Genomic DNA, 15,308 nt, shown 5'->3' with positions numbered 1-15,308 from the left:
CAAACGCGGTGCATTTCAGCACTGTCGAGGGGGAATAATCATTCCCATTCAATCGTTCCGGGAGGTTTCGAGGTGATGTCGTAAGTGCACCGGTTGATGCCCTTGACTTCGTTGATGATACGCGTGGCGGTTTCACCGAGGAATTCATGGCTGAACGGATAGTAGTCCGCTGTCATGCCATCGACGGATGTGACCGCGCGGAGGGCGCAGGCATAATCGTATGTTCGTCCATCCCCCATTACACCGACCGTGCGCACCGGAAGAATGGCGACAAAGGCCTGCCAAATCTCATCATACAGACCATGTTTGCGAATCTGGTCGATATAGATGGCATCGGCTTCGCGCAGGATCTCAAGCTTTTCGCGGGTGATCTCACCCGGACAGCGGATGGCTAGGCCGGGGCCGGGGAAGGGATGGCGACCGATGAAGCTGTCGGGCAGGCCCAACTCGCGGCCCAACGCGCGAACCTCGTCCTTGAAGAGTTCACGCAGAGGCTCGACCAGCTTCAGGCCCATCTTTTCAGGCAGGCCACCCACATTGTGGTGCGATTTGATGGTCACAGATGGACCGCCTGAAAACGACACGGATTCAATCACATCTGGATACAAGGTGCCCTGTGCCAAGAACTCGGCGCCGTCGATTGTGTCAGCGTGTTTCTGGAACACGTCGATGAACAGCTTGCCGATAATCTTGCGCTTGGTTTCAGGATCGGATTGTCCATCAAGTTCACCCAGGAACAGTTCGCTTTCGTCCGCGTGGATCAACTGGATATTGTAATTGTCGCGGAACATGCCGACGACTTCGGCAGCCTCGTTCTTGCGTAGAAGCCCATGGTCGACAAACACGCAGGTCAGCTGATCGCCAATCGCCTCATGTATCAGGATCGCCGCAACCGAGCTGTCGACACCGCCAGACAAGCCACAAATGACTTTTTTGTCCCCGACCTGTTCGCGGATCTTGCGGATCATCTCGTCCCGATAAGCCCCCATGGTCCAATCGCCCTTGAACCCTGCCAGTTTGACAAAATTCTCATAGAGCTTTGCACCCTTGGGTGTGTGATGAACCTCGGGGTGAAATTGCACCGCATAGAAATGACGCGAGGCGTCGGCCGTGATGGCATACGGCGCGTTGGGTGAAGTGCCGAACACCTCAAAACCCGGAGCGATTTCGCTTACATGATCGCCGTGGCTCATCCAGACCTGCTCGTCACCTTCGGCGAACCAGCCATCGAGGATATCAAGCCGATTATTCGGAGTAACAAATGCGCGGCCAAACTCTGCAGTGCCGTGCCCGCTTTCAACCTTGCCGCCCAGTTGATGCATCATCACCTGCTGACCATAGCAGATGCCCAGGATCGGCACGCCGTAGTCAAAAATCTCTTGCGGGGCGCGGGGTGAACCCTCGCGCGTAACACTGTCAGGGCCGCCCGAAAAAATGACGGCCTTGGGCGCCATCTCTCGCACGAAATCCATCGTGACGTTCTGGTAGGGGTGGATTTCGCAATAGACGTTCAGTTCGCGCAAGCGGCGGGCAATAAGCTGCGTCACCTGGCTGCCGAAGTCGATGATCAAAAGGCGGTCATGGCTGTCTTGGGTCATGATTGGCTATTAGGTCGCAAGCCTTGCTTGTGCAAGCGTAATGACGTCAATTCAGCGAGGAGGCTGATACATGACCACCATAAAACTCAGAACTGCCGAACGAAGCGACGCCAAGTCGATACAAGTTTGTATCGCAAGCGCTTATGCCGATGCGATGAGAGACATTGCCGATCTGCCGGATGTTGCGTCTGGTATCGAGGAAGAGATCGCAGAGCATCAGGTCGTCATTGCTGAAGTGGACGGTGCACTTCTCGGTGTCATCATATTCGATCAACAGGCCGAGGCCGTGATGATATTCAATCTCGCCGTTTCGCCAGAGGCTCAGGGCAAGGGTGTTGCGCGACAACTGCTTGCAGTTGCTGAAGCTAAGGCCGTTGAGGCCGGGCTTTCAGTCCTGCGCTTGCGGACACATCGGCTGATGCGTGCAACCCGCGAAATGTACACTCATCTGGGGTGGGTTGAGGTCGAGGTGTCAGGAAACACTGTCGTTATGCAGAAAAAGGCAAAGTAGTAACCGACAGACATATGTCGCAGCGGCCCGCGGTTCATGTCGCTTTTACCTCTAGAGCGCCGTAAACTACCTGTGGCGAAGTTTGCCGTTCATGTAACACATCTACCAAACCAACCAATCACGGGATTTACTCAATGGCAGAGGCAAACACCCGGCGCAGGGCACGGGGTGGCGGTGGTGCCGCCCGTCGTGCCGAGCGTACGGCGGTCAAGATCGAAACCGCGAAATATATCGAACGCAATATCCCCAATTTCGAGGTCCTCAACGAAGAGGCGCTGGAGATTATCGAAACCAATGCGGAAACCGTATTGGCTGAGATTGGCGTCAATTTCGTAGACAATCCGGCAGCGCTTGAGCGCTGGAAAGACGCGGGTGCAGATGTGGATGGTGAGCGCGTCCGCCTGCCGCGCGGCCTGGCACGTGAGCTGATCAAGACCGCCCCTAGCGAATTTACCCAGCACGCCCGCAATCCTGAGAAATCGGTAGTCATCGGCGGCCGCAATATGGTTCTGGCTCCGGTCTATGGTCCTCCGTTCGTACGCGATGCGCAAGGCGGACGTCGTTACGCGACAATGGACGATTTCAACAAGTTCGTGAAGCTGGCCTACATGTCCAAGTGGCTGCACCATTCGGGCGGTACGGTCTGCGAACCGACAGATATTCCGGTAAACAAGCGCCATTTGGACATGCTGATGGCGCATATGACACTGTCCGACAAACCGTTCATGGGTTCGGTCACTGATCCTAGCCGGGCGCAGGATTCGATCGAGATGTGCGAGATTCTGTTCGGCAAAGAGTTCGTGCAGAACAACACCGTGATGACATCGTTGACCAACATCAACTCGCCGATGACCTTTGACGACGTGATGATGGGTTCTCTGGAAGTTTATGCCGCAAACAATCAGGCCTGCATTATTTCGCCGTTCATCGTTGGTGGTGCTATGGCACCGGTTTCGGTCGCGGGCACGCTGACGCAGGTTCTGGCCGAGGTCATGGCAGGTGTAGCATATAGCCAGATCATCCGTCCGGGTGCTCCTGCGATCTTTGGGGCGTTCGTATCGTCGATCGACATGAATTCAGGAGCGCCGACCTTTGGCACCCCAGAGGCTTCGCACGTCACTTATGGTGCGGGTCAGTTGGCGCGCCGACTGGGTTTGCCATATCGCTCTGCGGGTTCGTTCTGTGGTTCAAAATTGCCGGATGCGCAAGCTGCGTATGAGACCGCGAACTCGTTGAACATGGGCCTTATGTCGGGTGTGAATTTCATGCTGCATTCCTGCGGTTGGCTCGAAGGCGGCTTGGTGGCGGATTTCGAGAAATTCGTCATGGATGCCGATCAGTTGGGCGTCTTGCACGGATTGGCCAAAGGTGTGGCCTATGATGAGAATGCACAGGCGATGGACGCCATCCGCGAAGTCGGTCCCGGAGGTCACTATTTGGGTTGTGCCCATACGCAAGCCAACTTCAAGGAAGCGTTCTGGAAAACCGATCTCTTGGATTATAAGCCGTTTGAGACCTGGGAAGAAGAAGGCGCCCGCGATACACGGACGCTGGCTTCGGCACGGGTTGAGCATCTGTTGGCGAACTACCAGCAGCCGCAGCTTGACCCTGATGTAAAGGCGGCGCTCGACGCATATGTTGCCGAAAAGAAAGCATCGATGCCGGACGCGTTCACCTGATTACTGATACTGCGTTGCGCGACTGGCCTGATACAGTTGCGCTTCGCCATTCAATGCAATCAGCAGATCAAGATGGCGAACCAGTGAATAGGCCGCATCATCTTCGATGCGCTGCGCGTTAGTCTCACGCTCCAATTCCAGCAAACGGATCAACGCTGCTCCAGTGGCCGGCGTTGATCCATACCCAAGAAGCCGTTGCAGGTGGCGGTCGCGATTATAGTCCTGCGCCCCGATCTTGGCGGCACGGGCCAGTAGTCGCGGGCGGCGGAGTGTGGTGATCATGGTCATCAGGTCCTGCACGGCAGCTTTCCTTCTTTTTCAATTTCGCTGTCTGAAATGTGACACAACCTAAGCGGGTGTTGCCTTGTGCGGGATCACCCCGAACTATGGTTTCACCACTGTTTATCTTTTTGAATCAATTCTGCTCTGTGCCGTCTGTGATTAACGAACGAGTAATGAAAGCAACTCTAGTTAGATTTGGTTAACTAAGAATCCGACGGCTAAAACTGTCAGTTTGTTTTGTCGACGAGGGCGAAGAAATATGGAAAACAGCGTGGCATTCACTGTTCCGGCATGGGTTCCCGAAGGGGCGCAACGATATCTGGACCATACGGAGTCAGGGCGATCTATTCGGGATATTGCGCGGTCCGCCGGGTGCCATGCCTCGACCATTTTGCGTCAGATCCGCAGGGTTGAGATGCGCAGGGACGATCCTTTGGTGGATGCAGCTCTGCATTCTCTGGCCCAGTCACACTTTGCGCCAATGGAGCGCACAGGTTCTGCATTTGCAATCGTGACGTCTGAGGCAGAACGGCCCGAAGCCCAAGACGACGAATTCGAGCGCGAGTCGCTGCGTGTACTGAGGCGCATGTGTGAATCCGGTGCAGTGCTTGCCGTGGCCGAGGATATGGACAAGGCTGTTGTGGTTCGGGACAACGGCAAAGGCGGAACTACTAAAACAGCGGTTGTAGATTGCCGGATCGCGCAGGCTCTGGCGCTGAATGATTGGATTTCATGCGATAGTCCGGGTCGGATCTCGCGCTACCGGATTTCAACCTCGGGCAGGGCTGCACTAAGTCATTTGATTGCCGAGGCCGAAAACCGGGCGCGTACGCAGAATGAATTTGGCATGGCGGAAGCGCAGGCCGCATTCAAACCCGCAACTGCGGGTGCAAGGGCGCCATCGCAGCCCCGCGTTCGTTACAGCACTGTGGAAAGCCCGCTGATCGCTTTGGCACGCCGCCGCGACCGGGATGGCAAGCCGTTTCTGGATGAAACTCTGGTGAGCGCGGGCGAGCGCTTGCGTGAGGATTTCGAACTGGCGCAGATCGGACCTCAGGTCACACAAAATTGGGATCGCTTTCTGACAGGTGGTGGACGCGGTGACTTTGCCTCGGACAGCCAGGTGGGGCGAGGACCTTCTGGTGCCAGGGATCGTGTGGCCCGCGCGCTGTCTGACCTTGGGCCGGGTTTGAGCGACGTCGCGCTGCGCTGTTGTTGTTATCTAGAAGGGCTTGAGCTGGCTGAAAAGCGGATGGGCTGGTCTGCGCGATCAGGCAAGATCGTGCTGAGGATCGCGTTGCAAAGGCTGAAGCGCCACTACGAGGACCAGACCGAGCGGGATCGGATGATCGGCTGAAGGATTCATGCAGCCATATACTGGCCTTGCGGAAATGACCCCAAATGATAGTCAGGGGTTATGAATTTCACCTTCCGCCAGCTGCAATATTTCCAGGCCGTCGCCGAACAGCGTAACTTTGGCCGTGCCGCGCAGGTCTGCCATGTTTCGCAGCCTGCGCTTTCGGTTCAAATCAAGTCACTGGAAGACTCGATCGGTGGGCCGTTGTTCGAACGGCAGGCCCGCGACATCCTGTTGACACCACTTGGTCGAGACGTTTTGGACTATGCCCAACATGTCCTGAACGCGGCCGAACGGTTGGACCGGTTTGCACGCGACCATTCGGGTGGCCATAGGTCCCTGTCGATCGGGATTATTCCTACGGTTGCACCTTATTTGCTGCCGGGGGTGTTAGCCGGGTTGCGGGCTGCGGATGTCTCGTTACGGGTTCAGATTCGCGAGGCCCGGACCGAGCGACTGCTATCCATGTTGGGCTTGGGCGAAATAGATGCCGCCGTACTGGCGCTGCCCTTGGGAAATGGAACTTTCCACGAACAGCCACTATTCGAAGATCGGTTCTTGCTGGCAGGAAGTCAGACTCGCATGAATCGATTGACCATCAGCCCGGAAGAGTTGCGGCCTGTGGACTTGAAGACAGCGCAATTGATGCTGTTGGAAGACGGGCACTGCCTGACAGATCAGGCGCTAGAAGTTTGCGGTCAGGATCGTACCAGCGGCCAAATTAATATGGGTGCGTCCTCACTTGCCACGTTGTCGCGTTTGGTCGCCGAAGGGTTTGGCCTGACGTTGATGCCTGAACTTGCGGCGCAGGCCGAGACGGATGCAGTCCCTGGTCTGCGATTGTTGCGATTTGGTGCGCCGCAACCGGCGAGGACCATTGGCCTGGTGCGTCGCAGCTCGACCGGAGCGGAGGAGTGGTTCGATCGATTGGCGCAAGTAATCCGGCAGGTCGGTGAAGACGTGGTAGCTAAAACTCGAACCTAACGAAAAAGGCCCGCCGAAATGGCGGGCCTTTCAAAGTAGGGCATGACAGGATTATGCCAGCGCCGGTTCGCGGGCTTCGTCCAGATGCTTCATTAGGTTTTCTGGGGACGACACGCCGTAAGGGTCTTCGGGGCAGTTATCCATCAGGCCGGGCTCTTCGAACCATGCCTCCACAACGCCATCGTTGACGATGGCTGCGTAACGCCACGAGCGCATGCCAAAGCCCAGATTGTCCTTGTCGACCAGCATACCCATTTTACGCGTGAACTCACCGGACCCATCAGGAATGACCTTGACGTTTTCCAGACCCTGATCGGCGGCCCATTTGTTCATGACAAAGCTGTCGTTGACGGACATGCAGTAGATTGCATCGATGCCCTTGGCCGCAAAATCGCCGTGGCCTTTTTCGAAACCAGGCAATTGATAGGTCGAGCATGTCGGGGTGAATGCGCCGGGCAGCGAGAACAGGATAACGCGCTTGCCTGCAAAATAATCCGCAGTTGTCTTGTCTTCCCAACGGAACCGGTTGGGGCCTTCGACGGCGTCATCACGGACACGGGTGTGGAAGGTTACGTCAGGCAGTTTTGCACCGGTTTTCATCATCAAACTCCTGTGATTCACATATGTTTGCCGCGAGAGTTAAAATGATTCTAACTCGGCTTCAATGATATATATGCTGCAAAAGCATAATATCTTTGATGGCGATAAGGCATTATAAGTAATGCGTAAAATGATGTGCATGGTCACTTTCGCTGCACGCGCGTAGACGTGCCGCATAGCGGCTATGCGCCGCTGGTGTAACCAAATGACTCGGTCTATGTTATGAACAAAGAAAGTTGACCCAAAGTCAGGAAAGCCAGCCGTGCGTGATCTGAAAATACCCGAGCAAAGACACCCCGAAAAGGCACATCGACCTGACAATGCGGCTCCGCGCAAACCGAACTGGATTCGGGTCAAAGCGCCGGGTGGCAAGGGCTATGCCGAGACGCACAAGATCATGCGTGACAATAATCTGGTCACCGTCTGCGAAGAAGCCGGATGCCCGAATGTAGGTGAGTGCTGGAGCCAGGGTCACGCGACCATGATGATCATGGGCGAGATTTGCACGCGCGGCTGTACATTCTGCAACATCGCGACCGGTAAGCCGGATACTCTGGATGCATTTGAACCGGGTCGAGTGGCGCATGCGGTGCAGAAGCTGGGCTTGAACCATGTGGTCATCACATCCGTGGACCGGGATGACCTGCTCGATGGAGGCGCCGATCACTTTGCACAGACCATCCGTGCGGTGCGACACCGCTCGCCCAAGACTACGATCGAGATTCTGACGCCGGATTTCCTGAAATGCGATCCCTCGGTGCTTGAGATTGTTGTCGAGGCCAAGCCAGATGTGTTCAATCACAATCTTGAAACGGTGCCGGGCCTTTATCCTCAGGTGCGTCCCGGTGCGCGATATTTCCACTCATTGCGCTTGCTGCAGCGGGTCAAAGAGATGGACCCGTCCATTTTCACCAAATCCGGCATAATGGTCGGACTGGGCGAGGACGAGCAGCAAGTTCGTCAGGTCATGGATGACATGCGCGCGGCGGATATCGATTTTCTGACTATCGGCCAGTATCTGCAGCCAACACCCAAGCATCATGGCATTGACCGCTTTGTTACACCCGAAGAGTTTGCGGCCTATGAAAAAGCTGCATTCGGCAAAGGTTTCCTTATGGTCTCGGCAACTCCTTTGACCCGGTCGTCTTACCATGCGGGCGATGATTTCGCCCGTTTGCGCGAAGCTCGACAAAAGAAGTTGAACCAGAGGTGAAACCCGAACTTCAATCCTGGCTTACCGAAAAGCGCCATGAACTGCATCAAGTGCCTGAGATATCGGGCGAGGAACGTGGAACCGCGACGAGTATCTCGAACTTGCTTCAGGCGTGTGATCCCGATGCGGTTCTGACAGGTATCGGTGGCCACGGTGTCGCGGCGGTTTATGATAGCGGACAGCCCGGACCAACCATCGGAATCCGATGTGAATTGGACGGTTTGCCGATTCAGGAAATCTCAAGTGCACGATACGCGTCGCAACATCCCGGAAAGGGGCATCTTTGCGGGCATGATGGCCATATGGCGATGGTGCTTGGTGTTGCCTTTGTATTGGGGGACAAGCGTCCGACCAAGGGGCGGGTGGTTCTGATTTTTCAACCCGCCGAAGAAACCGGTCAAGGTGCGATTGCCTATCGTGCTGATCCCAAGTTTGCGGATATCGCTCCGGACTATGTGTTTTCTTTGCACAATTTGCCGGGTTTGGAATTGGGCGGGGTTGAGCTTTGCTCGGGTCCGGCGAATTGCGCCTCGCGTGGGATGCGAATTGTTTTGACGGGCAAAACCTCTCACGCGGCGGCCCCTCAGGACGGTGTATCGCCAGCCGGTGCGTTGGCAGAGCTTATGCCTGCTTTGGCCATTTTGGGGCAGGGTGGGGCGCTGGATGCAGAATATGCGCTGACAACGGTAACCCATGCCAGGTTGGGCGAAGCCACCTTTGGTGTCGCACCCGGTCAGGCCGAACTGTGGGTAACCCTGCGCACGGTCTCGGACCGCCGGATGGCAAGCCTGATCCGCGACGCAGAACAGCTGGTGGCTACACGTGCTCAGGCACAGGGATTAGGTGTTGAAATCACCTATGACGATGTGTTTGAGGCTTGCACAAATTCGGGTGAAGCCGTGCAGATCCTGTCAGAGGCCTGCCAAAGCCGCGACATTCCTTGCAAGCTGGTTGCGACCCCACAAAGGTTTTCGGAAGATTTCGGGCAGTTCGGAAAAGGCGCAAAAAGCGCCATGTTCTGGCTAGGCGCGGGGCGGGATCATCCGCAGCTACACAACCCCGACTATGATTTCCCGGATGCTTTGATCCCGATCGGGACAGATATTTTTCTGGCTGCTATCGAACAAACGCTCAAGGCCTGAGTTTTCTGGGCTGGCTTTCTGCCCATTCGGGCCACCACCCCATATATTCAATTCCGGCAATCATCAGGCAGATAAGGATCGCGCCAAACACCAGTTTCACGCGCCGTTCCGAGGGCGGGTTTCGCCCCCATTTTGACATGCGAACAAAGTGGCGCAGACTCATCAGTCCTGATCTTCGACAAATCGAACCTTGCCGATAAACGGCAGGTTACGATTGCGCTGCGCATAGTCGATGCCATAACCCACGACAAATTCATCAGGGATTTCAAACCCGATCCAGTCCGAGCGGAAATCAACCTCGCGCCGGCTGGGTTTGTCCAGAAGGGCGATGGATTTCAACCGGTGCGGCTTGCGGGTACGGAGCAGCTTGGAGACATGATTCAGGGTATGGCCGGTATCCACGATATCCTCGACCACCAAAACATCGCGCCCTTCAATGGCGCCGCGTAAGTCCTTAAGAATACGAACTTCTCGACTGCTTTCCATCGAGTCACCGTAGGATGATGCCTCAAGAAAATCGACCTCGATGGGCAGGTCCAGCTCACGCACCAGATCAGCGATAAAGACGAAGCTGCCGCGCAGCAGGCCGACAACGACCAGCTTGTCGGTGTCGCCGAATTCAGCCGTTATTTCGCGGCAAAGCTCTTCGATCCGGGCAGCAATTGCCTTGGCCGAGATCATCTCATCTATCACATATGCGCGCTGGCTCATCGCTGCCCCCTTGATCTTTGGCGCGCAACATACGAAATCACGCGCCATTGTCACCAGTTAATCCCGGATATCATGCCAACCCATTCCGAGACCCGCCCGCTGCCTTACACCGCTCAGCAGATGTATGATCTGGTCGCGGATGTGGCGAAATACCCTGAATTTTTGCCTTGGTGCGCTGCGGCCCGTATCCGTCGGACCTATGCCGCTGGCGATGGCAAGGTGATGGAAGCGGATTTGGTTATTTCATTCAAGGTGTTCCGCGAACGCTTCGGCAGCCGCGTCACGCTGTTTGATGAGCTGAAACGGATCGATACCGAGTATCTGGACGGTCCGTTCAAATACATGCGCTCGGATTGGGAATTCGAGGATACAGTTGATGGCTGCAACGTCTCGTTTCACGTTGATTTCGAATTCAAGAACGCGGTTCTGCAAGGAATCATTGGCGTGGTTTTCAACGAAGCCATGCACCGTATCGTCCGAGCATTCGAACAACGTGCTGCCGTCCTGTACGGCTGAGGCTTTACGCCCGAGCGGCGCGCGCTAGACTGCGCCACATGACCGATTTGACAACTGCCCTTGCCGAGTTTGCTGCTGGATCTGTGTCGACCACGGCGCAGGCTCGTATCGTGACATCTCTATCCGCGCTGGACTGGCTTGCTGTGGGGCGGGCAGGCGCAGATGAGCCGGTTTCCCGCATCATACGTCAGATGGTTCTTTCCGAGAGCGGTGCCGCACAGGCGCGTTTGTTCGGAGGCGGTGATGCGCCGCTACGCGCAGCTGCGCTGGTGAATGGTACCATTTCTCATGCGCTTGATTATGACGACACGCATTTCGCTCATATCGGTCATCCATCGGTTGCTGTTTTTCCTGCAGCCCTTGCTCTTACTGCGTGGGAAGACCGACCTCTGGTCGATCTGCTTGAGGCAGCGCTAGTGGGAATGGAGTTATCGATCCGCATCGGTTTGTGGCTTGGTCGTGGTCATTATCAGGCTGGTTTTCACCAAACAGCCACGGCTGGCGCGTTTGGGGCTGCGGTGGCTGCGGGTCGGATTATGGCATTTGACGTAAAGCAGATGCGTGACCTGTTGGGGCTAACCGCGACCCGGGCCTCTGGGCAGAAATCACAGTTTGGGACAATGGGTAAACCTTATAACGCTGGGCTTGCAGCCTCGAACGGTGTTGAGGCCGCCCAGTTGATCCGCAACGGCTTTCAACCCGGTGCTGACGCATTGGAAGGCCCGTTTGGGTTTGGGGCGACACATTTGGGGGCTGACGATTTAGCTGCTGCGCTTGATGGTTTGGGGGACGAGTGGCTGTTCGAAAGCATCAGCCACAAATTCCACGCTTGCTGCCATGGCCTGCACGCGGCGCTTGAGGCTGCGCGCGATCTCGACATCGCCGAGCCTGAGGTGGCCGAGATCAAGATCAAAACCCACCCACGCTGGATGAGCGTGTGCAATCAACTGCAGCCGACCAGTGGGTTAGGAGCGAAGTTTTCCTATCGTACCGTGATCGCAATGCAGGCAATGGGCTACGATACAGCTCTGCCAGGGAGCTATTCCGACAAGATTTGTGCTGATCCAAGACTGCAATCCTTAAGGGACCGGATCACGGTCGAGGCGGATGAGAGTCTATCCGAGACACAAGCCCATCTGTCCCTGTTACGCCGGGACGGCGCGCGCCGCGAGGCCAGCCATGATCTGCTGGCACCGATGTCTCTATCGGATCGCGAAGATCGCGTCAGGGAGAAAGCGGCGAAGCTGATCGGGGGGGATGAGGCGGACGCCATCTGGTCGATGCTGCGCACCGGCGGGCGCGCAGCGGATTTGGCTGACAGGTTAACCGATTAAGTGACCCGCCAATGCAGCGGAAAACCCGGATCGAATATTGTGACGGGGCCTTCGCCGCTTTCGATTTTGGCCGGATAGACGACCTCATCGCCTTTGGTCAGCGTGATGGTCTCTTCGTTTACTGGCAGGCGATAGAAGGCCGGGCCGCTGAGTGACGTGAACGCCTCCAGCTTGTCCAACGCATCTGCGCGCTCGAACATTTCGGCCAACAGTGACATCGTATTGGTTGCAGTGAAACAGCCGGCGCAGCCACAGGCCATTTCCTTGTTAGCATCCGTGTGCGGCGCGCTGTCTGTGCCCAAGAAGAAACGCGTATCGCCTGATGTCGCGGCGGTCAGCAGCGCCAGCCGATGCTCTTCGCGCTTGGCGACCGGCAAGCAGTAGTAATGCGGCTTGATGCCGCCAACCAGAATGTGGTTGCGGTTGATGATCAGGTGATGCGTTGTAATCGTCGCACCCAGATCTTTCTCGTTCGCCTTGACGTAATCCACGCCGTTTGACGTCGTGATGTGCTCCATCACCACGCGCAGTCCGGGTGTTGCTTTGCGAATCGGATCAAGAACGCGGGCGATGAACACCGCCTCGCGATCGAATATATCGATCTCGGCATCCGTGACTTCGCCGTGCACACATAGCGGCAGACCGATCTCGGCCATCTTCTCCAGCACCGGGCGTACCTTGTCGAAATCGCGAACGCCAGAAGACGAGTTGGTTGTTGCCCCAGCCGGGTACAGTTTGACTGCCTTGACCAGCCCGCTTGCATGTGCGGCGGCCACATCCGCCGGGTCCGTGTCTTCGGTCAGGTAGAGCGTCATCAGCGGCTCAAACGTCATATCCTCAGGCAGAGCAGCAAGGATGCGGTCCCGATAAGCTGCTGCGTCGTCACCTTTGACAACGGGCGGAACCAGATTCGGCATGATGATGGCACGGGCAAAATGGCGCGCGGTTTCAGGCAAGACGGCTTGCAGCATCGCGCCATCGCGCAGATGCAAATGCCAGTCATCGGGGCGGCGGATCGTCAGGGATTGGGTCATGGCCCCCGGCTAACACAGCCGCTTGGGTGGTGAAAGACCCTCTTGCCCTTGCCGATGAGACAGATCGCCGTAAGTCACTGACGGATGGTGGTCTTGACCTCTGGTTGTGGTCATGACCTGTTGGGGCGCAGGAAAAAGGGGAACTCATGACACAGCCAAACTCCATCGATGCCGTGCAAGAGCTTCTGGGCTCTGAGGGTTATGTCTGTGGCCGGGCTTTGGCGACGGTTGTGTTTCTTTCGCTGAAACTTGGTCGGCCTCTGTTTCTGGAAGGCGAGGCGGGCGTCGGCAAAACCGAAATTGCCAAGGCGCTGGCCGCAGGATTAGGCCGCCGCTTGATCCGGTTGCAGTGTTACGAAGGCCTTGATGCCTCTTCCGCTGTGTATGAGTGGAATTTCCCCGCCCAGATGGTGGCGATCCGAACCGCAGAAGCGTCGGGTGGGGCGGACCGAGGCGCGTTGCAGACCGAGCTGTTCTCAGATGATTATCTGATCGAACGCCCCTTGCTGCAGGCCATGCGTCCGGATGCTAATGGGGCACCTGTATTGCTAATTGACGAATTGGACCGGACCGACGAACCATTTGAGGCTTTCTTGCTGGAGGCGCTCAGTGACTTTCAGGTCACGATCCCCGAGCTTGGTACTGTCAAAGCTCCAGAACCGCCGATCGTGATCGTCACCTCGAACCGCACGCGAGAAGTGCACGACGCGCTGAAACGCCGCTGCCTGTATCATTGGGTTGATTACCCTGACTTTGCGCGCGAAATCGAAATCCTGCACGCACGGGCTCCCGAAGCGGCAGAAGCGCTGAGCCGTGAGGTGGTCGCCTTTGTTCAGCGTTTGCGCACCGAGGATTTGTTCAAGAAACCGGGGGTGGCCGAGACCATCGATTGGGCGAAGTGCCTGCTGGCGCTGGACGTTATCAACCTCAGTCCCGAAGTAATCGGCGATACGTTGGGTGCCATCCTGAAATACCAGGACGACATCCAAAAGTTACAGGGGTCCGAGGCCAAACGCATTCTGGATCAGGCGAAAGCCGATCTTGAACCGGCCTGATGCTTCATCTGTTCGAAAATACTTTGGGGGTTTGATGGCCGAACAACTCCCACTCGATATCCCGGACAACCCCAAACTGGCCCAGAACATCACCCATTTTGCGCGCGCTTTGCGCAAGGCCGGACTGCCGATAGGAACTGGGCGCGTGGTTGACGCGATCCGCGCCGTGCAGGCTGCGGGGTTCACCGAGAAAAGAGATTTCTACTGGACGCTGCATGCCTGTTTCGTGAACCGGCCGGAACATCGAACGGTTTTTGCGCAAGTCTTCCGCCTCTATTGGCGCGATCCGCGGTATTTAGAACATATGATGTCCATGATGCTGCCCGCCATTCGCGGTGTTCAGGAGGAGCGCAAAGCGGATGCGGCTGAAAAGCGGGCGGCTGAGGCCTTGTTGGATGGCGTCGAACGCGACTTGCCAGAATCAACCGAGCAACAAGAGGAAAGCGAGATCGAGATCGACGCAACCCAAACCGCGTCATCCGAAGAACGCTTGCGCAACCTCGATTTCGAACAGATGAGTACATCCGAGATCGCCCAGGCCAAACGCATGCTGTCGCGCCTGAACTTACCGGTCAAACCCATCGAGTCTCGCCGAGGTCAGGCCAGTCACCTCGGTCACCGCATTGATCGCGCTCGGACACTTAGGTCAGCGATGCGGCAGGGTGGCGAACTACGTGATATCGCGCACTTGCAACCCAAACCTCGGTGGCCGAATTTGGTGGCGTTGTGCGATATATCCGGGTCGATGAGCCAATACAGTCGGATCATTCTGCACTTTCTACACGCGGTTTCGAATGCCAAAGGCGCAGGTTGGGCCAAAGTGCACGCATTCACGTTTGGCACACGCCTGACCAACATCACCCGCCATCTGCATCAACGTGATGTCGATGCAGCGCTGGCCGCTGCTGGGGCCGAGGCACAGGACTGGGAAGGCGGAACCCGGATCGGAGAATGCCTGCATCAGTTCAATCGCGACTGGTCCCGGCGCGTCATGGGGCAGGGGGCGGTCGTGTTGTTGATCACCGACGGGTTAGAGCGGGGCGATCCCGAGATGCTGGAAAAGGAAATCGAGCGCCTGCACCTGTCGTCGCGGCGTCTGATTTGGCTGAACCCATTGCTGCGCTGGGACGGGTTCGCACCGAAAGCTCAGGGTGTGGCGACAATGCTTCCACATGTCGACAGCTTCCGTGCCGGGCATTCGATTGCATCGCTTGAGGATTTGACCAACGTAATTTCGCAACCCGATGATCAGGGGCAGAAAGCGCGGCTGATGTCCGCGCTTTCAGACTAGC

At 56.7% G+C, this 15,308-nt stretch carries 15 protein-coding genes; 10 read left to right on the top strand and 5 right to left on the bottom strand.

Annotated elements, in window-relative coordinates; translation table 11 throughout:
• Positions 1-38 precede the first annotated feature (38 nt).
• Positions 39-1,598 (bottom strand): glutamine-hydrolyzing GMP synthase, encoded by a 1,560-nt coding sequence (gene guaA, locus ACR0L9_RS08240; protein WP_170421311.1) that lies wholly within the window; start codon positions 1,596-1,598, stop codon positions 39-41.
• Positions 1,599-1,668: 70 nt separating this feature from the next.
• On the opposite strand from guaA, the gene ACR0L9_RS08235 reads away from it, so the two are divergent.
• Together ACR0L9_RS08235 and ACR0L9_RS08230 are read left to right on the top strand one after the other, a co-directional pair.
• Positions 1,669-2,109, top strand: coding sequence for a GNAT family N-acetyltransferase (locus ACR0L9_RS08235; protein WP_480895386.1), 441 nt, complete (start codon positions 1,669-1,671; stop codon positions 2,107-2,109).
• A 134-nt stretch (positions 2,110-2,243) separates the two neighbouring features.
• The gene (locus ACR0L9_RS08230; RefSeq protein WP_170393250.1) at positions 2,244-3,788 is read left to right on the top strand and encodes a trimethylamine methyltransferase family protein; all 1,545 of its coding nucleotides are present in this window, start codon (positions 2,244-2,246) and stop codon (positions 3,786-3,788) included.
• On the opposite strand, the gene ACR0L9_RS08225 is transcribed toward ACR0L9_RS08230, so the two are convergent.
• Positions 3,789-4,076 carry a DUF6477 family protein gene (locus ACR0L9_RS08225; RefSeq protein WP_480895385.1) on the bottom strand — a complete coding sequence of 96 codons (288 nt, stop codon included), beginning with the start codon at positions 4,074-4,076 and terminating at the stop codon, positions 3,789-3,791.
• A 253-nt stretch (positions 4,077-4,329) separates the two neighbouring features.
• On the opposite strand from ACR0L9_RS08225, the gene ACR0L9_RS08220 reads away from it, so the two are divergent.
• The gene (locus ACR0L9_RS08220; protein WP_170817699.1) at positions 4,330-5,427 is read left to right on the top strand and encodes a DUF6456 domain-containing protein; all 1,098 of its coding nucleotides are present in this window, start codon (positions 4,330-4,332) and stop codon (positions 5,425-5,427) included.
• A gap of 60 nt (positions 5,428-5,487) precedes the next feature.
• Entirely contained in the window at positions 5,488-6,411 is a 924-nt protein-coding gene (locus ACR0L9_RS08215) for a hydrogen peroxide-inducible genes activator (RefSeq protein WP_480584899.1), read from the top strand.
• Between the two features lie 51 nt (positions 6,412-6,462).
• On the opposite strand, the gene ACR0L9_RS08210 is transcribed toward ACR0L9_RS08215, so the two are convergent.
• Entirely contained in the window at positions 6,463-7,011 is a 549-nt protein-coding gene (locus ACR0L9_RS08210) for a redoxin family protein (protein ID WP_480895384.1), read from the bottom strand.
• A 262-nt stretch (positions 7,012-7,273) separates the two neighbouring features.
• Between ACR0L9_RS08210 and lipA the strand changes: the two genes are divergently transcribed.
• Together lipA and ACR0L9_RS08200 are read left to right on the top strand one after the other, a co-directional pair.
• A complete protein-coding gene (gene lipA / locus ACR0L9_RS08205) occupies positions 7,274-8,224 on the top strand; it encodes a lipoyl synthase (RefSeq protein WP_170405410.1) in 951 nt (316 codons plus the stop codon).
• Entirely contained in the window at positions 8,221-9,366 is a 1,146-nt protein-coding gene (locus tag ACR0L9_RS08200; RefSeq protein WP_480895383.1) for an amidohydrolase, read from the top strand. The genes lipA and ACR0L9_RS08200 overlap by 4 nt, the downstream gene beginning before the upstream one ends.
• Before the next feature lie 162 nt (positions 9,367-9,528).
• Here ACR0L9_RS08200 and hpt read toward each other — a convergent pair whose 3' ends face one another.
• Entirely contained in the window at positions 9,529-10,077 is a 549-nt protein-coding gene (gene hpt / locus ACR0L9_RS08195) for a hypoxanthine phosphoribosyltransferase (protein ID WP_170735162.1), read from the bottom strand.
• Positions 10,078-10,149: 72 nt separating this feature from the next.
• Here hpt and ACR0L9_RS08190 point away from each other — a divergent pair, with 72 nt between their 5' ends.
• Complete coding sequence (locus tag ACR0L9_RS08190) at positions 10,150-10,593, top strand: type II toxin-antitoxin system RatA family toxin (protein ID WP_170510230.1); 444 nt, start codon at positions 10,150-10,152, stop codon at positions 10,591-10,593.
• 38 nt (positions 10,594-10,631) lie between these two features.
• On the top strand, positions 10,632-11,927 hold the full coding sequence (locus ACR0L9_RS08185; RefSeq protein WP_170610399.1) for an MmgE/PrpD family protein: 1,296 nt from the start codon (positions 10,632-10,634) through the stop codon (positions 11,925-11,927).
• Here the strand turns inward: ACR0L9_RS08185 and pyrC are convergent.
• Entirely contained in the window at positions 11,924-12,961 is a 1,038-nt protein-coding gene (pyrC, locus tag ACR0L9_RS08180; protein WP_480895382.1) for a dihydroorotase, read from the bottom strand. The genes ACR0L9_RS08185 and pyrC overlap by 4 nt on opposite strands.
• A gap of 146 nt (positions 12,962-13,107) precedes the next feature.
• On the opposite strand from pyrC, the gene ACR0L9_RS08175 reads away from it, so the two are divergent.
• Both ACR0L9_RS08175 and ACR0L9_RS08170 read left to right on the top strand, forming a co-directional pair.
• Complete coding sequence (locus tag ACR0L9_RS08175; RefSeq protein WP_170421335.1) at positions 13,108-14,016, top strand: AAA family ATPase; 909 nt, start codon at positions 13,108-13,110, stop codon at positions 14,014-14,016.
• Between the two features lie 34 nt (positions 14,017-14,050).
• Positions 14,051-15,307 carry a vWA domain-containing protein gene (locus ACR0L9_RS08170; protein ID WP_170662390.1) on the top strand — a complete coding sequence of 419 codons (1,257 nt, stop codon included), beginning with the start codon at positions 14,051-14,053 and terminating at the stop codon, positions 15,305-15,307.
• Position 15,308: the final 1 nt, after the last annotated feature.

It is taken from the genome of Ruegeria sp. I3 (genome assembly GCF_056532525.1).
Note: the sequence above shows the minus strand (reverse complement) of the source record. Positions and strands in the feature narration are given on the sequence as shown.